20 protein-coding genes are annotated in these 22,688 nt (G+C 63.4%); 7 read left to right on the top strand and 13 right to left on the bottom strand.

Features of this window, described 5'->3' with window-relative positions; genetic code table 11:
• Positions 1-18: 18 nt before the first annotated feature.
• The 8 genes from VNH11_23830 to VNH11_23795 form a co-directional block, all read right to left on the bottom strand.
• A complete protein-coding gene (locus VNH11_23830; GenBank protein ID HVA49417.1) occupies positions 19-846 on the bottom strand; it encodes a ParB N-terminal domain-containing protein in 828 nt (275 codons plus the stop codon).
• 249 nt (positions 847-1,095) lie between these two features.
• Complete coding sequence (locus tag VNH11_23825; protein HVA49416.1) at positions 1,096-2,292, bottom strand: alpha/beta fold hydrolase; 1,197 nt, start codon at positions 2,290-2,292, stop codon at positions 1,096-1,098.
• Positions 2,293-2,329: 37 nt separating this feature from the next.
• Positions 2,330-4,030 carry a hypothetical protein gene (locus VNH11_23820; GenBank protein ID HVA49415.1) on the bottom strand — a complete coding sequence of 567 codons (1,701 nt, stop codon included), beginning with the start codon at positions 4,028-4,030 and terminating at the stop codon, positions 2,330-2,332.
• A gap of 291 nt (positions 4,031-4,321) precedes the next feature.
• Complete coding sequence (locus VNH11_23815; protein HVA49414.1) at positions 4,322-5,263, bottom strand: transketolase C-terminal domain-containing protein; 942 nt, start codon at positions 5,261-5,263, stop codon at positions 4,322-4,324.
• Positions 5,263-6,069 (bottom strand): transketolase, encoded by an 807-nt coding sequence (locus VNH11_23810; protein ID HVA49413.1) that lies wholly within the window; start codon positions 6,067-6,069, stop codon positions 5,263-5,265. The genes VNH11_23815 and VNH11_23810 overlap by 1 nt, the downstream gene beginning before the upstream one ends.
• A 183-nt stretch (positions 6,070-6,252) precedes the next feature.
• Positions 6,253-7,305 (bottom strand): glycosyltransferase family 2 protein, encoded by a 1,053-nt coding sequence (locus VNH11_23805; GenBank protein HVA49412.1) that lies wholly within the window; start codon positions 7,303-7,305, stop codon positions 6,253-6,255.
• Positions 7,306-7,410: 105 nt separating this feature from the next.
• Positions 7,411-8,151 carry a GNAT family N-acetyltransferase gene (locus tag VNH11_23800; protein ID HVA49411.1) on the bottom strand — a complete coding sequence of 247 codons (741 nt, stop codon included), beginning with the start codon at positions 8,149-8,151 and terminating at the stop codon, positions 7,411-7,413.
• Positions 8,152-8,164: 13 nt separating this feature from the next.
• On the bottom strand, positions 8,165-9,292 hold the full coding sequence (locus tag VNH11_23795) for a DegT/DnrJ/EryC1/StrS family aminotransferase (GenBank protein HVA49410.1): 1,128 nt from the start codon (positions 9,290-9,292) through the stop codon (positions 8,165-8,167).
• A 463-nt stretch (positions 9,293-9,755) separates the two neighbouring features.
• Here VNH11_23795 and VNH11_23790 point away from each other — a divergent pair, with 463 nt between their 5' ends.
• Complete coding sequence (locus tag VNH11_23790) at positions 9,756-10,757, top strand: hypothetical protein (protein HVA49409.1); 1,002 nt, start codon at positions 9,756-9,758, stop codon at positions 10,755-10,757.
• On the opposite strand, the gene VNH11_23785 is transcribed toward VNH11_23790, so the two are convergent.
• On the bottom strand, positions 10,754-11,419 hold the full coding sequence (locus VNH11_23785; GenBank protein HVA49408.1) for a metal-dependent transcriptional regulator: 666 nt from the start codon (positions 11,417-11,419) through the stop codon (positions 10,754-10,756). The genes VNH11_23790 and VNH11_23785 overlap by 4 nt on opposite strands.
• A gap of 353 nt (positions 11,420-11,772) precedes the next feature.
• Between VNH11_23785 and VNH11_23780 the strand changes: the two genes are divergently transcribed.
• The 4 genes from VNH11_23780 to rlmKL are packed head-to-tail and all read left to right on the top strand — an operon-like array spanning position 11,773 to position 15,969.
• Complete coding sequence (locus VNH11_23780) at positions 11,773-12,072, top strand: hypothetical protein (protein ID HVA49407.1); 300 nt, start codon at positions 11,773-11,775, stop codon at positions 12,070-12,072.
• Positions 12,047-12,676, top strand: coding sequence for a dCTP deaminase (gene dcd / locus VNH11_23775; GenBank protein ID HVA49406.1), 630 nt, complete (start codon positions 12,047-12,049; stop codon positions 12,674-12,676). Before VNH11_23780 ends, dcd begins: the two co-directional genes overlap by 26 nt.
• Positions 12,677-12,733: 57 nt before the next feature.
• Positions 12,734-13,612 (top strand): 16S rRNA (cytosine(1402)-N(4))-methyltransferase RsmH, encoded by an 879-nt coding sequence (gene rsmH / locus VNH11_23770; protein ID HVA49405.1) that lies wholly within the window; start codon positions 12,734-12,736, stop codon positions 13,610-13,612.
• Between the two features lie 32 nt (positions 13,613-13,644).
• Complete coding sequence (gene rlmKL / locus VNH11_23765) at positions 13,645-15,969, top strand: bifunctional 23S rRNA (guanine(2069)-N(7))-methyltransferase RlmK/23S rRNA (guanine(2445)-N(2))-methyltransferase RlmL (GenBank protein HVA49404.1); 2,325 nt, start codon at positions 13,645-13,647, stop codon at positions 15,967-15,969.
• Here the strand turns inward: rlmKL and VNH11_23760 are convergent.
• Both VNH11_23760 and VNH11_23755 read right to left on the bottom strand, forming a co-directional pair.
• Positions 15,893-16,477 carry a gamma carbonic anhydrase family protein gene (locus VNH11_23760; GenBank protein ID HVA49403.1) on the bottom strand — a complete coding sequence of 195 codons (585 nt, stop codon included), beginning with the start codon at positions 16,475-16,477 and terminating at the stop codon, positions 15,893-15,895. The two genes, rlmKL and VNH11_23760, sit on opposite strands and share 77 nt — an antisense overlap.
• Before the next feature lie 4 nt (positions 16,478-16,481).
• Entirely contained in the window at positions 16,482-17,075 is a 594-nt protein-coding gene (locus VNH11_23755; protein HVA49402.1) for an LUD domain-containing protein, read from the bottom strand.
• Positions 17,076-17,200: 125 nt separating this feature from the next.
• Between VNH11_23755 and VNH11_23750 the strand changes: the two genes are divergently transcribed.
• Positions 17,201-18,595: an HD domain-containing protein gene (locus tag VNH11_23750; protein ID HVA49401.1), complete on the top strand. Its 1,395-nt coding sequence runs from the start codon at positions 17,201-17,203 to the stop codon at positions 18,593-18,595.
• Between the two features lie 100 nt (positions 18,596-18,695).
• On the opposite strand, the gene VNH11_23745 is transcribed toward VNH11_23750, so the two are convergent.
• Positions 18,696-19,037: a hypothetical protein gene (locus VNH11_23745; GenBank protein HVA49400.1), complete on the bottom strand. Its 342-nt coding sequence runs from the start codon at positions 19,035-19,037 to the stop codon at positions 18,696-18,698.
• 86 nt (positions 19,038-19,123) lie between these two features.
• Between VNH11_23745 and VNH11_23740 the strand changes: the two genes are divergently transcribed.
• Entirely contained in the window at positions 19,124-19,612 is a 489-nt protein-coding gene (locus tag VNH11_23740; protein ID HVA49399.1) for a hypothetical protein, read from the top strand.
• Here the strand turns inward: VNH11_23740 and VNH11_23735 are convergent.
• The gene (locus VNH11_23735) at positions 19,569-22,646 is read right to left on the bottom strand and encodes a PVC-type heme-binding CxxCH protein (protein HVA49398.1); all 3,078 of its coding nucleotides are present in this window, start codon (positions 22,644-22,646) and stop codon (positions 19,569-19,571) included. The two genes, VNH11_23740 and VNH11_23735, sit on opposite strands and share 44 nt — an antisense overlap.
• Between the last annotated feature and the right edge of the window lie 42 nt (positions 22,647-22,688).

Raw genomic sequence — 22,688 nt, 5'->3', positions numbered from 1 at the left:
ATCACGGAACGACGGATTTCAGCCGCATTTCTCGACGCCCGTGCAGACCCAGCCGAGCTGGCTGCAGAACTGGCAGCCGTCTCCGCCGCAGAGGTCACAGCGCCTCGACGGCCGCATCGCCGTCAGGTAATTGGCCGACAGACGTAGGTTCGTGCGGAAATCGTCCAGGCGGAGGGTCAGCAGATAATGGCCGCCCGGCACGAGGGCCAACTGCTCCACCGACATCGCCAGCTTCTTCAAAGCCACGAGACAGCGATCGAACCTTTCCGCCGCGCGCAAGGCGACTTCGACGCGGTCGCCGGTCGGCGGATCCGCTTCTCGCGCCGTTCGGCCCGCCTGCCGCAGCTTGCCGTCTTGCCCCACACGCAAATCCCCCTCTTTTGGTGAACTGTCGGAATCCGACAGTTCCCGCCGGATTTCGCCGACCAGGTCGCGGCCCACCCCGCACACGTCGGCAATCCAGCGGTCCGACCGTTTCGACCATTCTTCATCGGCCAGCACCAGCTTGACGGCGTGGCGCTTGTCGGCGCTGGTGCGGCGCAGGCCGTGGGCGTTGTTGGCCTTGAGGGCGAACAGCACCGCGTCGCGTCGCGTGCCCTGAAGCAGGCGGCACTCGACGGTCGGATGTCGCAACTGAGAATGGGCCTGGAAGCGGTGAAAGCCGTCCGCCAGCCAGTAATCCTGGCCGTCGAAAAAAACCACGATCGGCGGAAAGACGTCTTCCGAGTGCATCCGCTCGGCATACTCTTCCACGAGCAGGCCGTCGATCTGTTCGCGGACCTGCGTGCCGCCGTCGGTGCGGATCTTGGCGACTTCAAGAGAAACCAACTGTTCTTCACCGGACATGGAACACCTCCTAATGCAAAAAGTGAACTTAAGAACACAACACGCCTACCCGTATTGTATCGTGCGTTCAGTATTGTCAATAGGCGATCAAGAAAATTTATTACATAGCTTGCAACGCCGGGCCAGCCGGCGGCGCGGGCTGGTCCAGAGAGTGGCAGAGGGGCGGCGAAAAGTCTCGCGGGTCAACGCGCGCGGGAACGCTTATGCGACGGCGGGAGGCGGCCCTCGCGAGAAACATCGCTCTCATCGCTACTCCGGCAGCAGCTCGTGCGGCGTGCTCACCTGGGCCCCGCGCTCGTCGGTGACGCTCAGATAGTAGACCAACGGCCGGGCGGTGGGCAGCTCGGCCGAAACCGCCTCGCCGGTGTGGACCGCGCTCACACTCTGCCAGCTCCGTTTGTTCCAGGGACCAGTCGCCACCGCATAGTGGGCTTCGGCACGCATGATCGGCACCGTCGCCTTGAATCGCGCCGCGGCGCGGTTGCCGCGCAGCTCCGTCGGACCGATCGTCGCCAGCGGCCGGCCGTCTTTGAGAACGCTGTCGACGTAAATGCCGATCTCGGGCGGCCCCCAACCGTCGGGATGACTGTGCGGCATGCGCACCTTGACGCACAGATCGACCCGCCCCGGAACCAACCGGTACGACTTCTGATAACTGTCCAGCGGATAGGCATAGTCGTTGGTGCCGTTGATGAACAGCACCGGGCAACGGACCGAAGGCAAGTAGTTCGAAGGATCGAAGTTCTTCACCCAACGGTCGCGCTCGTCCGCCGGCATCCGCTCGAAGGTCGGCAGCCAGACGCTGTTGTCGGCCAAAAACCCGCCACCATAGACCGGCACGGCCACCTTCAAGCGGTCGTCGAGGCCGGCCACGATGCAGGTCAGATAACCGCCCCAGCTTATGCCGGTGATGCCGATCCGCTCCGGGTCGACCTCCTCGCGCGAGGCCAGCAGCGACACGCCCCGAATCACCGCGGCCACGGCATGATAGCTCCACGTCTGGTCGAGTTCGTCGTCGGAGAACTCGCGGAACTTCGTGCGGTCGTCCTGGTCGGGGCCGCCGTCGGGCAAGCGTTCGCCGTCGGGACCGTGCCCGGCCAGATCCATGGCCAGCGCGGCATATCCGCGGTCTGCCCATAAGCGGGCCCACTGGGCGAACGCTTTGCCGCCGCCCCCATGAACCAAGACCATGGCTGGGAACGGTTCGTCGCCTTTTTCAGGCCGGGCATAATATGCGAACACGCGCGTCGGCTGCCCTTCGTAGGGTCCGCTGGTGTAAAAGACTTGCTGCACTCCCTCCTTGGTCTCGCCCCAGGTTGCCTCGGGTGCCTTCTTCAACTCGGCGAGCTTCCAGGGGCCGGTCGGTTCCGCGGCCGGAACTGCGGTGACGCAAGTCAACAATAGAAGGCTGACAATCAGGGCGAAGTGTTGTGTGTGGCGAGGCATCGGGGTTCGGCGTTCAGGGTTCAGGGTTCGGGGTTCGTTACCGGCTCATCGAATCGGCGGCCGGCAGCGCATAGTATGCCAGCCGCTCGTCGCGGCTGACGAGGGGTTCTTGATTCAAGATGGCCCGCAGGTCGTTTTCCAGTTCTGCGCCGCGGTCGTCATAGCCCGCCCGGTCGATGGCGATGCCGGCAAAGCCTTGCTCGATGAAGTGCGGCAGTTGCTCTTCGATCGGCAGCGCGGACACTTCTTTCTGCCAACGGTCGGCGGCGCCGCCCCTCATCGCGGCATAGCTGAATTTTAGTGCGCTGGCATGAAGGTACAACCGCACCAGATCGTAGTCGCCCAATTGATGGAGCGGCGGCGTTTCAGGAAACGGAAAGTAGGGGAGCTGCAACAGCATGGCGTCGGCGGGAAGCTGTTGTTCGACTTCGCGCACGAAGTCGCGGTCGCACTCGAACTGTGCTTTCAGCGCCGCGTAATCGGGCGCTCGGCTGCGACCGATTTCGTCCACCAGTCCGAAGGCCGCCAGACAGGCGAGCGCCAGGCGGTACTGCCAGATGCGATAACCCTTCCCGTGAAACCAGTCCGCCAAGCGGTCGAGGAGAATGGCGACCGCAAACAACGAAAGCAGCGCGATGAACAGACTCATGCGGTTGTAGCAGCGAATCTGGGCGCTCACCAGCAGCGCGAACAGCGAGCCGAAGCCACCGACCGTCGCCAGCAAGACCGCTGCGATGTTCAGCGCCGCCAGGCCCGGCACGACCTCGCCTTGCCGTGTCCGCGTTCGGCAGAAGAGCAAGCCAATCAGGAACAGAAAGCCCGCCGTGCCGACGGCGCCCAGCGTGGCGCCGACCTTTTCGCCCGACGCAAGCGGCGAGAGATCGTAACGCTGCCGCAGTGGGTTCAGCCGGCCGATCACGTGCTCGTCAATGGGAAGCAGGAGCTGGCCGATCTTCAGGCCGAAGTGTTCCGCCTCATCAACGGTCCGTCCTGGCAACGCCGGATTCGGCCCGTGTTGATACTGGTAGATCAAGCAAGGCACGAGGTTGACGACAACGGCCGCAGTCGTGACGCCGACCAGCGTGCCCGCCATCAACATGCCTTGCCACTTTTTCCGATCGAGCACCGACGCCAATCCCGCCACCAGCAGCAGGTAGCAGGTGAAGAACGCGTAATAGACGCCGGAGGAGGCCACGAGCAGCGCGACCAGCAGGCTGCCCCACATTCGGCCGCGGCCCCAAGGCATTTGCGGATCGCGCCGCGACCAGGGCCAACGCAATCGGTCCGTGTAGACCCACAGGATCATCATCACCGCCAGCGGCAAGACGAAATACGAGGCCAGGAACAGGTGATGCTGGCCATGCACGAAATGGTAGGGGAGAAAGCTGAACCACAAACTGCCGGAGAGCGCCGCCAGGCGAGACGTCCCGAAGCGGCGCAGCACGAAGAGCGTGCTGAGCGCGATCAGCGGAAAGCCCAGCAGGTAATAGACGTTGAAGGTAAACGAGACATCGTGCGTGGCCGAAACGAGCGCCTTCAGCAGCAAGAAGTGCAAGTTGTCGGCCTGTGGAAAATCGTACAGATCCATCGCGCCGGGTGCGCCCAGGCGCGGGTTGGTCAGATACCAGCCGTTCTCTTGAATTCCTTTGATCCACGACTGGCACCACAGGGCATCGCCGGAATTGGCGAAGGGGATGCTGAAATCGGCCCGCCAAAGCCGCAGGGTCAACGTAAGCACCAGCGAAGTAAGGGCGGCGGCGGCAAGGTAGGTCCCCAAGCTAAGGAGCCACGGTCGCGATTCGGCGTTCTCGCTCGGCGCCGGCCGCGGCTGGGCCGCCGATGAAGGTTGCGTGGTCGGTGGCTGCCGTCGCGCTGGCTGTGCAGAAGTGGTGGCGGTCATTCGATCGTTTCGCTTTCGCTTCGGTAGGTTGGGACCAGCGAGCTTGCGAGCGCCGGCCCACCATTGTCGACAAACTCCTCGGTGGGCCGGCGCTCGCAAGCTCGCTGGTCCCACCCTACCACTTACTCGTTATGCCGCCTTGGCCACGGGCCGGCCGGTCTTTCGGGAGTGCAAAAATTGTCGTACCTTCGTTTCGATCGCTGCGGCATCGAGGCCATGCTCGCGCAGCAGATACGAGTAACTGCCGCAGTATTTCGAAAACCGGTCTTCGACGCCGATGCGGCAAATCCAGGTGGGGGCCGCGGAGGCGGCAATCTCGGCCACCGCCGAACCGAGCCCGCCGTAAACGCTGTGCTCTTCCAAAACGATCACCGCCTCATGCCGGTCGCATAGTTCGGCGACCTGTGCGGAGTCGAGCGGTTTAAGACATGGGGCGCTATAGACGTCGCTGCCTGGCCAGGCGGTCGCCACGTTCAACGCGGTCTTGACCATCGAGCCGGTGGCGATCCAAGCCAGGGTGCCGTTTCCACGACGGAGCGGGCAGAGCCGGCCCCATTCCAGTTGCGGCCGTGCGTCGTGGATCTGGCCCAGATCGCATTTGCCGACGCGCACATAGACGGGGCCGCGGGCCTGACGCGCCAACTCCATGCAGGCCGTCATCTCGTATGCATCGCAAGGCGAAAGAATCGCGATATTCGGCAGCGCCCGTAGCGCCGCGACATCTTCGGTGCTTTGGTGGCTGCTGCCCAAGGCACTATAAACGACGCCGGCGCCGTCGCCGATAAAGATGACGGGCAGCCGCTCGTAGCAAACATCGAGCTTGATCTGTTCCAGCACCCGCACCGGCACAAAGGCGCTCAGGCCGTAGACGATCGGCCGAAAGCCGCCCTTGGCCAGGCCGGCCGCCACGCCCACCATGTTCTGCTCGGCCACGCCCGCATTGAGGTACTGTCGCGGACACACGCGGCGGAAATCGTCGAGCAGCGAATAGCCGTGGTCGCCGGTGAGCAGCACGACCCGCTCGTCCTCGACGGCGGCCTGCACCAGCGCCTGAGACAATGCCGACCGCATCAGGCAGCCCTCCGTCGGTCCAGCTCGCGCAGGGCCTGGCTGTAGGTCTCGGCCGTCAACCGGGTATAGTGCCAGCGGTTGTCGTTTTCCATGAACGACACGCCCTTGCCTTTCACGGTCCGCGCCACAATCGCCTTCGGCCGAGAGCAAGGGAGTTCGACGAGTTGGGCGATGGCGCCGTCGATGGCACCTTCGTCGTGGCCGTCGACTTCCCGCGTTTCCAGTCCGAAAGCGGCCAGCTTGTCGGCGATGCGGCCAAGTTGCATCACCTCGCACGTGCTGCCCATAGCCTGAAAACCGTTTTCGTCGACAATCACGATCAGGTTCGACAACTGAAAATGCGACGCGAAGAGCAGTGCCTCCCAGACCGTGCCTTCGTTGAGTTCACCGTCTCCCACGATGGCAAACGTTCGCTGTTCGCTGCCGCGGCGTTTGGCAGCCAGCGCCAGGCCGACGCCGACCGACAGACCGTGCCCCAGCGAGCCGGATGTCACGTCGAGACCGGGCACATGGGCGTCGGACAAGCCCTTCAGCCGTGTGCCATCGCCGAAGTAGTTGTGGAGATCATCGTCGTTCAGCCAGCCGAGTTCGTGCAGACAGGCGTACTGGGCCATCACGCCATGCCCTTTGCTCAGCACCAGATAATCGCGGCTTGCGTCACCTGGTCCTTGGCCCAGCCGCAGCCACCGCCGATAGAGGACCGCCATGACCTCGATCAGCGAAAACGCGCACGCAATATGGACCGTCGAGCCGGCGTAGGCCATTCGCAGCACGGTGGCACGCAGGTCGCTGGGGTGGAAGGACATTGCGGGGAGGGATGAGAGATGAGGGATGAGAGATGAGAGATGAGATAGGTGCGTAGGGTGGGCCGGCGCTCGCAAGCTCGCTGGCCCCACCTTACGATTTTGGATTTTGGATTTTGGATTTTGGATTTTGGATTCGCGGTCAATCCAAAATCCAAAATCCAAAATCCAAAATTGCGGCTCCTCCTAGGCCGCCTTTCGCCATGCGGCGGGTTGCTCGACAACGTTCGCCGAGGAGACCGGCTCGGCCACGACTTCTTCCGCCTCTTCGAAATTCAAGGTGTAGTCAATCAGCCATAGAGGCCGGCGTTTCGTCTCCACGTAGGTCCGCCCCACGTACTCTCCCAGCGTGCCGAAGCCTAACAGCAGCACGGCCAGGTTGGCGAGAAGCAGTAGGTAAACGGTGGTGAGGCCCGGCATCGTGTAGGCGAAAAAGTAACTGCCGAGATAGACGGCCGCCAGCAACAAGGTGCCCGCCAACGCCGCGGCGCCGGCCATAGAGAACAGTTGCAAGGGACGAGTGGAAAAACAGGTGATGGCATTGATGGCCAGCCCGATCAGGTAGAAGAACGGGGCTTTGCTCTTTCCGGCTGAACGGGGCCGGCGGTCGTATTCGACGCCGCGGCTGCGGAAACCGATCCAATGCGCGAAGCCGCGCAGGTAGCGGTTGCGTTCGTCGAACTGATTCAAGGCGTCGATGGCCCGCCGGGACAACAAACGAAAGTCGGTTGCGTTCGGCGTGATCTCCACGTCGGCCAGCGCGTTGACCATTCGATAAACGGCCTTGGCGCCCAAGACTTTCCACCACGGATCGCCCTGGCGGTCGCGGAGCACGCCGTACACCACATCGTGCCCCTCTTCCCAATGGCTGAAAAAGGTCGGCAACAGTTCGGGCGGATCCTGCAAATCGCTGAACAGCACCACGGCCGCGTCGCCGCGCGCCAAACGCAGCCCCGCGCTGATCGATGCCTCGACGTTGAAGTTGCGGCTGAACTTCACATACCGCCAGCGGTGGTCGCGTTGGCACAGGTCGGCCGCGATCGCACCCGTGCGGTCTTGGCTGTCGTTGTCGATCACCAGCACTTCATAATCGTAGGGAGTGCCCGACATGACTTGGGTCAGCTCCGCGTATGCCCGCGGCAGGTTTCCCTCTTCGTTTCGCGCGGGCATGATCACGGTCACCAGTCCACCCTCGGTCGCAGCTTGGCCGTGGACGACAGTAAGTAGACTCTTGCTCATTTTATTAATGGCTCTGTCGGGTGGGACCAGCGAGCTTGCGAGCGCCGGCCCACCGTTACGTCGCGCCAATGGTGGGCCGGCGCTCGCAAGCTCGCTGGTCCCACCCTACGGTTGATGGGTAAAATCAGATCGAGTTTGGGGCATTGTCGCACGCAGAACATGATGGGGGCCGGCGAGTTGTGCTTTGCGCTGACGCCGCTCGGTCGCCAGCAGGCGCATGGTCACGAAATAGCGAGTCACCGGACGGCGATGATCGGCCTGGGCTTCCACCCAGCGGACAGCGTCGCCCTCCTGCTCGCGGACCAGCGGCATGCGCATCGTTTCCTGGAAGCCGCAGCGCTGGTAGAGCCGCAGGGCCCGCTCGTTGTCGGACAGCACTCGCAGATAGACCGCATCGATGGCCAAGGTCTCAAACGTCCACACCAGCAGCGATTCGACGGCGGCCTGCATCAGTCCGGGCAGCACGCCTTCCACGCCGCGAACGACGTTGTCGAGTTCCACGCTGCGATCGGTAAAATCGAAGCGGAACAGACCGAGATGCCCGGTCCGCTGGCCCTCGGCTGAAACAGCCCAGAGCAAGAGCCGGTCGGGCACTTCCAGTGTGCTGTGTACCAGCCAGCGGTGCGTCCCCTCCTCGCTCACCGGAAACTGAGCGGGAAAATATGGGTTGGCCTTCTTACGCCATTCGGCCAGCGTATGTATCGACTGCGGTTCGTCGGCGTCGGCCCACGTGACCGGCTCGAGCGTCACCCGAGGATGAGCGGGCAGCGAGGCCGGGCCCGCCTGCTCGCCGCGTTTCAGCCGCCGGATGAGTTCGAGAACTTTCTCTTCGTACGAATGGTTCATGGTTACTTGTGTATCAGGCGGCGCGGCGAGACCGTTTGCACAACACTTCGGTCAGCGCGGCACAGACATAGTCGACATCCGATTCCGTCAGGTTGTGTCCGCTCGGCAAGTTGATGCCGTTGGCCGAGACGCGGTAGGCCACCGGATTTCGCTCGGCCGCGTTGGCATACATCGGAAACGAGCTGGCCGGCGGGAAAAATGGGCGGCTATCGACATGCCGCTCTTTGAGTTGTGCCATCACGCCGTCGCGGCTGATCCCCACACGCGGCCCGAGTACGATCGACGTCATCCAATAGATATTGCGTGCCCAGGGCCGCTCGGCGTTCAGTTGCACTTGGGGCAAGTCGCTCAGCCGTTGCCGATACCAGGCGTAGATTTGCCGCTTTTTGGCCACCAATTCTTCGATGCGTTCGAGCTGGGCCAGCCCCAGGGCCGCCTGCACGTTCGACATTTTGTATTTGTAGCCGGTCTCGGCGATCTTGAAGGCCACATGCGGACCGCGGCCATGATCGCCCAAGAACTTTGCCCGCTCGTAGACTGCTTCGTCATTGGTGACGAGCATGCCGCCCTCACCCGTGGTCATGATCTTGGCGCCCTGAAAGCTGAACGCCGCCACGTCGCTCAGTCCGCCGACTTTCTTGCCGTCCACTTCGGCTCCCAGCGCCGGGGCCGCGTCTTCGAGCACTTTCAACTTGTGCGCCGCGGCCAAGGCATGGATGGCCGGCATCTCGGTCGGATGCCCATAAAGATGGACCGGCACGATTGCCTTGGTGCGGCCCGTGACGGCGCGCTCGGCACTCTGCGGGTCGAGGCACCAGGTGTCGGCGTCGACGTCGGCAAAAACCGGCTTCGCGCCCGTATACGTCACGGCGCTGGCCGTGGCCACCCAGGTGATTTCGGGCACGATCACTTCGTCGCTTGGCCCCACGCCCAGCGCCAACAGCGCCAGGTGCAAAGCCCCGGTGCAGCTCGATGTGCTCAGCGCAAAACGCGTAGCGGTATAGTCGGCAAAGGCTTGCTCGAAGCGTTTCAGGTAGCCATTCCAGTTGTCATTCCAGCCGAACGTAACGGCATCGAGAACATAGTCGATCTCTTTCTTCGTGATCGAGGGACCGGCGGTGAGAATCGTCTTTTGAGGCATGAAGGCGCCCGGATGCTGGGAGCGAGGACGGCAAGAGATGAGGGGCCGTTGAGATACAGGATTTGCCGCCCCCGCAAAAGGTCACTTTGCCGGCCAGCGCCCGATCGCGCGAGGATACGTAAAGTAGGACAAGCGAGCCGGCGAGCGCTGCCTCAGCATAGGGTTCAGGGTTCAGGGTTCAGGGTTCGGATGAGGGATGAGGGATGAGGGATGAGGGATGAGTGATGAGGGATGAGGGAAAGCTTTGCCTGCCCAAGACCAAAAGATCCCAACCCCGAAACCCCAACCCCAAACCCCAAACCCCAAAACTCTGAACCCTGCCCCACCTTACCCCGATTACCAAACTACCACTCCCGATTGGAAGTCGATATAATTGGCTCGACCGTTCTGACCGATGTTTAACTGAGGGGCGGTAACTGGACTCTGCGACGGCGTTCGTCTTTGTTCATCAGGAGGTAGCGCGATGCGTCATGCAATGTTTAGCGTTGGTCTGGGCGCTTTCCTGATGTACGGAGGGGCCGCGCTCGCTCAACAAGGCGAAGCGATCGCCGTGATCCGATTCGATGGCGACGAGCAGGTCCAGGACGACAGCCGTACCATTGCGGATGAACCAGCCGCGCAGGAAGAGCCGGCGGGCGACGCAGCGACGGCAGCGCCCCCGGCGTCGGAAAACAAACAGCCAACCGATCGGCGTTACCGCTATTACAACCGGCACTGGTGGTATCAAACCGACGACGGGCAATGGCTGTGGCGAAATGGCTCCCGTTGGGTGCCGTATCAACCACGCGGTGAAACTCGTATTACGAAAGCGACCGCTGTCGCCATGCAGAGTCAAGCGGCCGCGCCCGGCGACGTGGGCGGCGAAATGCCCCCGGCGCCGGGACGAACGGCCCAGCCCGTTGCTTCGCCGGCCTTCAACCAATGGTTCAATGCTTATCGTGGTTTTCAGACCGGTCGGGCACAGTTGAGAACCGCCGAGGCCGGGCAGGTCGAAATGGCAACCTCGGCAATTGGGGCGGAGGCGGAAGCCGAGGAGTGGGCGGAGTATGGCGGCATTCCCCGCAGTCAGGCGCGGCGACGGCGTCCGGGCGTGGGAACCGCTATGCCCGGCTCGGGATCCTGGTTTAACTCCGGATCGCCATTTGGCATCCGCTATGGCTACGGCAGCGGATTTGGCTACGGCGGCTACGGCTACGACAATCCCTACGGTTACGGCTCGCGGAGCGGATCGGGCGGGGCTTATGGTTACGGGTTCGCGGCCTTTGGGTCCGTCGGCGGCCAGACGGGCGAACGGCTCAGCAGCTTGATCGGCGGCCCGTCCGAGGAAGGTGGACGGCTGATCGGTCCCGAACCGCCGAGCTTTGCCGCTCCCTCGAAGCTGGAGACGGCCGTGGGCGGCACCTATGGAAAGGCGGGCGCCGGCGCACGGAAGCTCGGCGGCAGCGCCGCAGAACATGGCGATTAGCTTTCCGACTGGGCAACCAAGATATTCTCGGCGGCTTCGCGGCCCAGCTCGGTGGTTTGGCCGTTGACGGAGACTGTCATCACCGCGGCGTCAGGCCGGTTGGCGACCACTTGGCCGCGCGTTTCCAGCGGCAGACCGGCATCGGTCAGGAACCGCAAAAACTCAGGCGACTGGTCCACCACCCGCGCCAGGCGAAAGCGGAAGCCCGCTTGGCACTGCGCCAACGTCCGGCTGGCCGAAGCCTCGATCGAGCCGTCGGCCCGCGGAATCGGATCGCCGTGGGGGTCGAACTGCGGATAGCCAAGATAGACCTCGATGCGGTCGACCAGCCGGTCGCTGACCGCGTGTTCCATGTGCTCCGCCTCCTCATGGACTTCGTCCCACGCCAGGTTGAGCGTCTTGGCCAAGAACAGCTCGATCAGCCGGTGCCGGCGCACTACGCGCAATGCCAGCGCGTTGCCGGCGGGCGTCAGCCGCACGCCCTCGTAGGGAGCGTAGGTCGCCAGGCCGCTTTCGCTCAGCGTCTTGAGCATGCTCGTCACCGTCCCTGGCGAAACGTTCAATGCCGCGGCGAGTTGGCCCGTCGCGGCGGGCCGCCCTGATTGCGCAAAGCAGATCTGAAAGATCGCTTTGACATAGTTCTCGACCGTGAGGCTCGGCACCACATTGCTCCGCAGGTTCGCTAGTTTCCGCGTCAACACTCATTGTAGGATGGGACTGTGCTAGGATGCCAGTATGGTGCATGTGCCGGTCATGCTCGATGAAGTGAGCTGGCCGACCTGGCATCGGCCACGCTTTTTTCAGTGTATCGCGTGCGTGGCGAAAGGACGCGGGAGGAGCAGCACTGGACGCTTTGGTAGAATACCTACGGAGGAAATGGTAATGGCCGCCGCCTTTCGGGGCGGCTTTTTTATTCGCGGCTTTGGGCGGACTAACCGATGACTCTTGCAATCTGCCGTTTTCGGCTCATAATCGGCATCTGTCCCAACCCAATCCCGCCAGGAAGGCATCAAACATGGAAACGACCTTGCTTCGCTGCTCGATCTCACCCGGTCAGTTCACTGGAGAATTTGCCGTTCAAGGCATGCTTCACGATGGGTCAGGCTTTTCGCTTTTTGCTCAAGATTCCGACTTAGAGATGCCCACTGCCGCTTCGCCGGGTACCCCCGTTGCCGGATGGCTGCGTGTCGACGTGATGCAAGAGCAAGGCGATCTTGTCCTCGTTCGACTGCCGCAGCACTCGCTGGAAAACGGCCGGACGATTACCGTCCGGCGCGATCAGTTACGCCGTGCCAAAGCCCGCCAGCCCGCGTGAAATGATCCTCTCCAACGTCGAACTACACAAGGCGCTCGACGACAAGCGATTGATCATCGACCCCGAGCCGTTGCCGCGATTCCCGGCGCTCGGCATTCATTGCCCCTACGACACCCACACGGTCGAATTGCGCCTGGGCAACGAGATTGCAATACCGAACGCAGGCGTGTTTGTCTACGACCACACGCAGCCCGGCAAACTTTCGGAGCACATCTCGCGATATTCCGATAAATATGTGATCTCAGAGCGCACGCCATTCAAGCTGGACCGCGATCAGTTCGTGCTTGGAATTACTCACGAACGGGTCCATCTGCCCATCGACAAAAACGCGGACACCTGCCTGGCGGCCCGGATCGAGGGCAAGAGCAGCCGAGCTCGCTGCGGCCTGTTGATTCATTTCACGGCGCCAACCGTGCATCCTGGTTTCGAAGGCCGGCTGGTGCTGGAGATCATCAACCTCGGGCCATCGCCAATTTTGCTCACGCCGGACATGTACATCGCACAACCCATCGTTGAGGAGGTCAAGGGTATCCCCAATGACGAGAACCCGAGCGAGTTCCAGGGCCAAGTTTCGCCCGCGCGAGGGAACTCCTCCGGAGCTTGATTTCGGCGCGGAGGCGTACTCGATGGCCGACGACGCGGACTGTGCTAGGATGCCAGTATGGCGCACGTGCCGGTCATGCTCGATGAAGTAGTAAGCTGGTTGGCGCCGCGGCCGGGCATGAGGCTCGTCGATGGCACGCTGGGCGCCGGCGGGCACACCAGGGCCTTGGCCCAGTTCGTGGCGCCGGAGGGTGAAGTGCTGGCCTTCGATCGAGATCCCGCGGCGCTGGCCGCCGCCGAGTGCGCCCTGAGCGGGTTGCCGGTGAAGCTGGTACACGCGAACTTCGCCGAACTTCCGCAGGTACTCGGGCAACTCGGCCTGAAGTCGGTCGATGGCGTCGTGCTCGACTTGGGACTGTCGAGCGAGCAACTCGCCGACGGCGAGCGCGGCTTCAGCTTCGATTCTGCCGGGACGCTCGACCTGCGGTTCGACGTCACGGTCGGCGAGCCCGCTTGGAAGCTGCTCGACCGGCTGGGCGAAAGGGAGCTGGCCGACCTGATCTATCGCTACGGCGAAGAGCGGTTCAGTCGCCGCATCGCGCGCCGCATCGTCGAGCGGCGCGCGAGCGGACCGGTCCGCACGGCCGAACACCTTGCCCGGCTGGTGCGGGGCTGCGTGCCGCGGGCGCGCGCGCCTGCGATCGACCCGGCCACGCGCACGTTCCAGGCGCTGCGGATTGCCGTCAACGAGGAGCTTGTCTCGCTCGAACGGGCGCTGGCGCATCTGCCGAATTGCGTCGCGGCTGGCGGTCGCGTGGCCGTGATCAGCTTTCACTCGCTGGAAGACCGGCTGGTGAAGACGGCCTTCCGCGACGACGCTCGATACGACGTGCTCACGCGCAAACCGCTCCGACCGTCGGCCGAGGAGGTTGCCCGGAACCCGCGTTCGCGCAGCGCCAAGTTGCGCGTGGCTTGCCTGACCGGCGGGCCGCCTTAGACCACTTCCATGCGATTCTACCCATGTCCGCCATGCAGCTCATTGCCACTTCTACCGTCGGCGTCGAAGCCATCGTGGCGCGCGAGCTTAAGTCGCTCGGCTACGAAACCAAGATTCCGCAGACCGGCCGCATCGTCTTTGCCGGCGACGAGGCGGCCGTCTGCCGCGCCAACCTCTGGCTGCGCACGGCCGATCGTGTGCTCATCGAGATCGGCTCGTTCGAGGCCACCGATTTCGGCCAGCTCTTCGACCGCACATTCGAGCTGCCCTGGGAAGCGTGGATCGGATCTGACGCCGCCTTTCCGGTCAACGGCCGCTCGGTCAATTCGCAACTTTCCAGTGTGCCGGCCTGCCAGAAGATCGTGAAGAAAGCGATTGTCGAGAAGCTCCGTAAGGCGCATCGCACCGACGTGTTGGCCGAAACGGGACCGCAATACACGGTCGAGGTCGCACTGCTCGACGACCGGGCCACTCTGACGCTCGACACCAGCGGCACCGGGCTGCACAAGCGGGGCTATCGGAGGCTGGTGGCTGAAGCGCAGCTCAAGGAGACGCTGTCGGCGGCGCTGGTGCTGTTGAGTTTCTGGAAGCCCGACCGTCCGCTGGTCGATCCGTTCTGCGGCTCCGGCACCATTCCGATCGAAGCCGCGCTGATCGGCCGCAACCTGGCACCCGGCATCCACCGGCAGTTCGCCGCCGAGAGTTGGCCGGCAATTTCCACGCGGCTCTGGGAAGACGCGCGGCGCGAGGCGCGCGATCTGGCGAAGCCCGATTTGCCGCTGAAGATCATCGGCACCGACGTCGACGAAGCGGTGCTGAGCCTGGCCCGCTATCATGCCGCGCAGGCCGGCGTGGCCGACGACATTCATTTTCAGCAGCGCGATTTCCGCGATCTGACCAGCAAGAAGGAGCACGGCTGCGTGATCTGCAATCCGCCCTACGGCGAGCGGATGGGCGACACCGACGACCTCGAGGCCCTTTACGCCTCGATGCCGCTGGTGCTGCGGCGGCTGAAGACCTGGTCGCACTACATCCTGACGGCCTTTCCCGAATTCGAGTCGCTCGTCGGCCGGCCCGCCGACCGACGCCGCAAACTCTACAACGGCCGCATCGAATGCACGTATTACCAGTTTTATGGACCCAAGCCGGGGCGAGAGGGCTCAGGGTTCAGGGTTCAGAGTTCAGAAGGGGGAGACGGCTCAGGGGAGGGGGGAATTGCGAATTGCGAATTGCAAATTGCAAATTGGAAGTTGGAAACGAGGAATGAAACAGAGGGCAGCCAGCAAAAGCGAGTCGGCGAAGCGGTCAAGGCCGAAGACCCAAGTCCAAAGACCGAATGCCTCAATCCAAAATCCAAAATCCAAAATCCAAAATTGGGGGCGCCCGCCTTCGGTGGTTTGACCACCAAGGCTTACGAACAGGCCGATCTGTTTGCCCGGCGGCTGACGGCGCGGGCCAGGCATCTGCGCCGCTGGCCGACGAAGCGGGGCATCACCTGTTACCGGCTGTATGACCGCGATGTGCCCGAAATACCGCTGGTGGTCGATCGTTATGAAGACTGCCTGCACCTGGCCGAGTACGAGCGGCCGCACGACCGGTCGCCGGCCGGGCACGCCGACTGGCTCGACCTGATGGCCAAGACGGCGGCCGAAACGCTGGAAGTACCCAAGGCCAAGGTGTTCATGAAGCGGCGCGAACGGCAGCGCGGCACGAGCCAGTACGATCGCTTCTCGGAACAAGGCAAGACGTTCGTGGTACACGAAGGCGGCCTGCAGTTCCGGGTCAATCTATCCGACTATCTCGACACCGGCCTGTTTCTCGACCATCGCATCACGCGCTCGATGGTCCGCGACGCCGCGGCCGGCAAGCGGTTCTTGAACCTGTTTGGCTACACGGGCTCGTTCACGGTCTACGCCGCGGCGGGCGGGGCCGCGGCGACCACCACGGTCGATCTCTCGAACACCTATCTTCAGTGGGCCGAAGAGAACCTGAAGCTCAACTCATTGGCCGGCCGCGAACATCGTTTCGTCCGCGATGACGCGTTGAGCTTTTTGAAGCATCACCGCGCGGGCGCCGAGTACGACCTGGCGGTGGTCGATCCGCCGACGTTTTCCAACAGCAAAATGACGGACGACATCTGGGACGTGCAGCACGACCATGCCGAGCTGCTCGCCCGGCTGATCGCGCTCATGTCGCCGGGCGGAGTGATTTATTTTTCGACCAACTCGCGGCGCTTCAAGCTCGACGAGGCCGCGCTCGCCGGCGTCAACGTTCGCGAGATCAGCCGCCAGACGGTGCCCGAGGATTTCCGGAACCGCCGCGTTCACCGTTGTTGGCGGCTTGTCGTGCCGGGCTGATAGCGGCGTTGCGGAACATCCGCGCGCTGGCCACATAATGCTCCGCGCTGAGCCGATTCCGTTCGATCTCGTCCGCCGTCAACGGGCGAACGACTTTGCCCGGTAGGCCCATCACGAGCGAGCCGGACGGAATCACCGTACCCTCGGTGACGACGGCGCCCACCGCCACCAGGCTGTCGCGGCCGACCTGCGCGCCGTTCATCACCACCGCGTGCATCCCGATCACCACGTTATCGCCGATCGCCGCGCCATGCACCACCGCCGTGTGCCCGACCGTGACGCCGTCGCCGAGAGTGCAGGGAAAGCCCGGATCGGCGTGCAGCACGCAGTTGTCTTGGATGTTCGTGCCACGGCCGATGCGGACCGACTCCGTGTCGCCGCGGATGACCGCATTGAACCACACACTCGACTCCGGTCCGATCGTCACATCGCCCACGACCTGCGCCCCGGCGGCAAGGTAGACATCGGCTGCTACTAGGTCGGGACGAAAGGCGGTCCGGTCTGCCATCGCTTCATCCTTGCAACAAGAACACCGTCAGCGAGCGGGCGCCGTGCGCCCCGATCACCAGCGACTGCTCGATGTCGGCCGTTTTCGAGGGGCCGGAAATGAACGTGCCAAAACGCGGGCCGGTAAACGTCATCCGCTGGTAGGCCTGGTGCATGTTGTCGAGCACCGCCGCGGCCGGCACCACCAAGGCCACGTGTTGGGCGATGAAGTACACCACGCGATGCTTCACGGCTTCGTCCGTGACCCACACCGCGGCATTCTCGGCCACGGCAAATTCGCCCGGCAAGATGGCGAAATCGAGCGCTTCCAGTTCGTGCGGACCGGCGAGCGCGTTCAGATCGACGTTTCCGGGACCGACGCCGGGCAACAGCGAAACCGTCTGCTTTGCCTGCTGCCAGGCCGGCATCGCCGCCAACTCCGCGTTGATCTGGTCGGCGTCGCCGGCCATGACGCACCGCCCCCCCACCGATTCCAGTGTCGCGGCAAACTGCTGCCGCGGATCGTCGTAGCGGACCCACTCCCGGTCGAGATCGGGCAGCGGCGCTTCGGCGGGGCAGTGCCGGCGAATGGCATCGAGCATCGACTCTTTGCTGTTCATACACCTTCGAACTCTGTTTTTAGGAGGTCGTCCCCGTGAGCAAGAGCAAAGCCTATCGTTCGACGCATGTCAAGCATGGGCGGCGTTGACTTGGACCGCCACGCTCTAGCGGCCATAATTCCCGCATGCGAGATTATCAGCTCGAAGCCCTCAGCCACGACCCGATCCACGGCTATATCGCCTTTACCAACCGCGGCGCCGCGGCCGGCGAAACGGCCGAACGCGATCTGATCGACCACCCCTGGGTGCAGCGGCTGCGACAGATCCATCAGTTGCAAACCGCCTGGTGGGTCTTTCCCTCGGCCGAACATACACGCTTCCAGCACGTGCTTGGCGTCATGCACTTGGCCAGCCGCGCGGTGGCGGCGCTCTACGACAGCCTGGCCGAGGTTTGCCCCGATGTGCCCAGCCGTGGCTATGTCGAGACCTTGATGCGGCTGGCGGCGCTGTTGCACGACATTGGGCACGGGCCGTTCGGCCACTTCTTCGACGAGCACTTTTTGTCGCAATTCGGGCTGACGCACGAAACCTTGGGCAGCACGATCATCCGCGAACAGCTCGGTGACCTGCTCCGCGGCGTGCGGCGCAATCCGAACAGCCGGCTGGCCGACGGCGAACAGATCGAGCCGGACGCAATCGCTTATCTCATCACCCGGCCGCGCGCGGGCGAACCGTCCGCACCCGTGTGGCTGCGGCACCTGCGCAACCTGTTCAGTGGACTTTACACGATCGACAACATGGATTTCGTGCTCCGCGACGCCTATATGTCGGGCTACAACCTGCGGGCCTTCGATCTCCAGCGGCTGTTGCACTACAGTTTTTTCAGCGAGCGGGGACTGACGGTCCATGCCCGTGGGCTGCCGGAACTGGTCCGCTTCATCGGCGTGCGGGCGGAGCTGTTCCGCTCGCTCTATTTTCACCGCACGGTGCGGGCCATCGACCTCGATCTGGCCGACCTGTTTGCCGACAGCCGCGAGTTGCTCTTCCCCGGCAATCCACTGGAGCATCTCGACGAGTATCAGCGGTTCACGGAATGGTCGCTGTTGATCGACGTGGCCCGCTGGGCGGAATCGAGCGATGCGGCGCAACGCGACCTGGGCCAGCGTTGGCGCGACCTTTTGGCGCGCAGGGTCCGCTGGAAAATGGCGTGCGAGCGGACGTTGTTCTTTTCGCCCGGCGTGGCGGAATCGAGCAGCATCTTCAGCCAGGCGGCGTTCGTCGAACGGGCGCTGCGGGCGCAATTGCCGGCGGAGCTCCGCGAGCTGCCGTTGCGCGTCGACCTGGCGCGGCACGTGCATCGGCCCGGCACGCAAGGGCCGGCGGCGGGCCAGAACTTTTTATACGACCCCGGCCGCGACGAAATCCGCGAGCTGACGACCAGCGAACTCTTTCGCCAGTTGCCGCTGGCCTCGCGTATTTGCCGCGTCTATGCACTCTGCCGCGAGCACCATGCGGTGCTGGCCGCGGCGCTCGATGCGCTGGTCGAGCCGAACGTGGCCGATGAGCCGACGAATATGTAGGTCAGGCTTTCCAGCCTGACGGACGCGATTGCCGCTTCGTGGCTTGCTCCGCCGGTATAAGAACTGCCGGTTTGACCGCCGTCAGGCTGGAAAGCCCGATCTACCACGCCTTGCCGCGGCGATACTGATAATTCCGCGAGTTCAGCTTGTTCTTGTAATCCTCCAGCGCGTCGTAGAGGCCGCCGGTGCCACGCTTGCCATGATACTGAAAGGCCCCCAGTCGGTTGCCGGAATAGGAGTGCTCGCCACCGGGCCGGCGACCGGCCATCACCGTCGAGAAAATCGAGTTGTAATGGAGCAGCTCGTCTTTATCCGCGTCGTAGCGGATCACTCGCGGGCCGGGCGAAAGGTCGTTCCAAACGCGCGACACTTTGGCCGAGGCCACGGCCGCAGACGCGAGTAGGATGCTGGTTGACGCCGCTAGGGTAAATCGCAAATTCATCGTCTTGGTCCAAAATAGAGAATCTTTAGCAGTCGCATGTAGTTCATTCGGCGGGCCGGCTCTCGACGCAGCAAAAAAGCAACGGCTTGAATCGTCTTGACAGGGTTGAATCGAAAGGCGCGGGTCATAAAGCACACGGCAGGTTGCAAAAGAAGATCGGCTGCGCTACGCTTAGGTTCATCCGAGGTTCGTTATGTTCACCGCAGGGACCGGGTTTTGGGTCTTCGCCCACATCCATCTCTATTTCATTATCTCAGATCCGAGCCAAGATCCAAGGCGGCCTCGTCGCGTTGTGGCTGAACGCCATCGCCGCTGAACCGGCCAAGCCCGCCGCCGGCGACCCGCTGCGCGAAGCGTATCGCGAGGATGCGGAAAAGTGCAATTTCTCGACCTCCGACGGCCATCCGCTCGAACTCGTAAAAGAGCCGGTCCTGCGATGGTCGAGCGACGACGACTGGTCGGGCAACGTCTTCGTTTGGACGCGCGCGGAACGGCCCGAGGTGATCGGCTGCACGCAGCTTGGCCGCCGAGTCACTTGGCGCGTTGGCTCAACAGAAAACCAAGCAGATCATTGAAATCCGATTCGGCTATCGAGTCGGCCATGTTGGCGGGCATCACGGAGACAGCGCTGGGCCAAAGCTCGTCAACGTCGGTGGCGGGAAACCAGTTCTCTTTTCCTTCGGCGTCTGCGAGTACAATGCCTTGCGCGTCCTGCCGGACCATTCGCCCGAAGACCGTTCTTCCGTCGCTCAAGGCCACCAGACTTGCTCGAAACTCGGGCGCGATATTCCGGCTGGGCGCGAGAATGTCTTCCAGCAGGCGCTCCACGCCGCGATTGCCGATCGCGTCCAACGCCGGGCCAACCGTGCCGCCTCGGCCGCCGACCGCATGGCATTGGCCGCAGAGCCTGCTGAAGATTCGCTGGCCCGAAGCCGCATCGGGCTTAGCTTGCAGGAACGCGTTGCGCCGGAATTCGACGAGCCGCGCAACCTCTCTAGCGTCCGCGGTCGCTTTTCGCTGATCATGAGGGACGCGCTCCTCCGCAGGCGCAGTCCGTTTCAACCGTTCGCTCACCAGGACCTCGTCCAAAAGCCGCGCCGGTGCTGACGACTCCTCGACGGCTGCCAACAGTTTCTTCGCTCCCAGCCGATCGCCGGCCAACTCAGCCGCGATTTCGGCGGCCAGACCGAAGGGCTCGATATTGAGCCGCCGCGCGAGTTCTTCCCGTCCCGATTCACGGTTGGCGGCCCCCAACGCGCGCACCGCCGCCTGCCGCGCCAGGAGGGTCTGCTCCGGGGCGTCGATGATTTCCAATGCCAGCGGCAGTGAACGCTCGAAATCGACCGTCATCGCAGCGGCGAGCGCCTTGGCCCGCAGCTCGGGCAACGGGGAATCGCGCGAAGCGAGCCGCAGCAACGCGGGGTAGGCCGCGGACAGTTCGTAACGCCCTGCTAATTCGATCGCCGCGGCCACATCTTGCGCTTGTCCGCGGAACAACGCCATGACGACGCTCTCGCACCATTGGTAAGTCGAATCCGGCAGCCGAATCGCCCTTATTTGCGCGGCCCCCCGCAAGAGTTCCAGTGACTTGGCCTGTTCGAGAAGCCCATGATCCTCCGACACCTGGTTGAGGACCGCGCAAAGATCCATAAGCTGCAATTGTGAAACAGCCGGTAGCAAACCTTCGATAAAACGCTGGAAATCGCCGGGCCCAACTCGGCCGCGACGCAGAAAGTCGATCTGCCGCTCGACGGCGACGGCGCCGGGGGCGGCCAGATTGGCCTGCATCAGCAGGCGCTCGTTTTCCGGGTCGGCGGTTATCGAATCGTCCAACTTTGCATAGAGACCGGGAAGGAACACGAAATGATCGCGCACGGCCATCGCCACGACGTGTGCTAAATGCGTGTCGTCGGCCGGAACCTCGCGCCACAGATCCAGAAGTGGCTTCACGTTGGCGATGTGGGCGTGCCGCCCCAAAGCTTCCGCCGCGGCACGGCGGACGAACGGGTCGCGGTCGGACAGTCGGCGGCGCACCAACGACGCAACGTCATCTCGGTCCGGCGGTCCGCCCGTCGGCCCCCAGTCCGCGCGCTCGGCCAGGGCTTTCATTAAATGCACGCGCACGCAGGCGGCGGGATCGTGCGCCAGCCGGTCGACGACTTCCGGCGAAAGCCCGCCGGGCGCCAGCCGTTCGCGCAACCAGAGCAGATGAGCGCGCCGCCAGTCGCTCCACGCTCGATCGTCGGCCGCGAGATCCTTCTCTTCAGGACACCAGCCTCGGGCCACCAACGCTTCGGTTGCCAGCACGCGGACCGTCAAGTTGGCGTCGGAAAGCAACGAAACCAGTTCCTCCACCGGTGCCCCATCCATATCCGGAGTACGAAGCCGCTGCGCGCGGTCCGAGGTCGAGCTGATCCGCCATATCCGCCCTCGCCCGTGATCGCGCGCCGGGTGTGTCAGCGGCAGTTCGACGTGCCCGATCACCGCATTGTAGAAATCGGCGACGTACAGAGCGCCGTCGGGACCAAGTTTCAAATCGACCGGGCGAAACCAGGGGTCGCTGCAGGTCAAAAAATCCGGCTGCTCGATCGCCAGCATCGTCGTGCCGTGCCGCTCGAGCCGGTCGTGATTGACGCGGCCGGTGACCGGGTTGCCGATGAAAAGCGTGTCGCGATATTCCGCCGGAAAAGCGTCGGCGGCGTAGTAGACGATGCCCGCGATGCACGTCGAGCCGTGCAGGTGATTCATCATCGCCGGTCCCGGACCCAGCCCGTCGAAGCCGCCGCCCTCGGCGCTGGGGTACGACGCGCCTCGCAAAAGCTGATAGGCGGGCAAGGTCGTCGAGTCGGCCGAAAACAGGTTTCCCAAAGGGTCGAACGTCAGGCCAAAGGGATTCACCTGACCATGAGTGAAATACTCCACGTCGCTTCCGTCCGCCCGCATGCGAAAGGTGTTGCCCCCGCGGAACGTGATCGCGCGGCCGTCCGGGAACGCCACGGTCGAGACGTTCGCGAACCCGTGGCAGGCGTAGATCCAGCCATCGATCCAGGGCGTACACGAGCTCACCATGCCATGCGTGTCCTGGCAACCGAAGGTGCCGTGTAGCACAGCATTCGTTCCCGCCTTCGGATCTTCGACGTCGCCGGTCCAACGATGGATCTCCGGAATGCTGTAAAAAACCACCCCCTGTTCCGCGGCGGCTACACCGATCGGGATATTGAGTCCGTCCACCAGCGTGCGCTGACGATCAAACTGGCCATCGCCGTCGCCGTCGCTTAGGACGACGATTTTGTCTTTAGCTTCGTGCGTTGCCGCACGAATCGGGTAGCCGGTGGAGCAAGTTACGTAAAGCCTTCCTCGCGCGTCGAAGCTTAGGTTGATCGGCTTGGGCACTTCCGGTTCAGCGGCCACAAGCTCGATCTTGAACCCCGGCGGCAAGCGGAATCTTTTTAACTGTTCCTGCGGCGTGAGCGGCGCCGTGCGCGCGGCCAGCGCGAAACCCTCGCCGTTCCGCTGCGCTTCGCTCGGGCCCGGATTCCAAATCATCCAGGCCGCCACCGAGGCCGCGATGGTCAGGCAAGCACAAATCCCGACTGCTGAGCGTCTCATCGCGGTGCGCGGCCCGAATATCGCGCGGCGTTCTTTATCGAC

The organism is Pirellulales bacterium, from assembly GCA_035533075.1.
Lineage (GTDB): Bacteria > Planctomycetota > Planctomycetia > Pirellulales > JAICIG01 > DASSFG01.
Note: the sequence above shows the minus strand (reverse complement) of the source record. Positions and strands in the feature narration are given on the sequence as shown.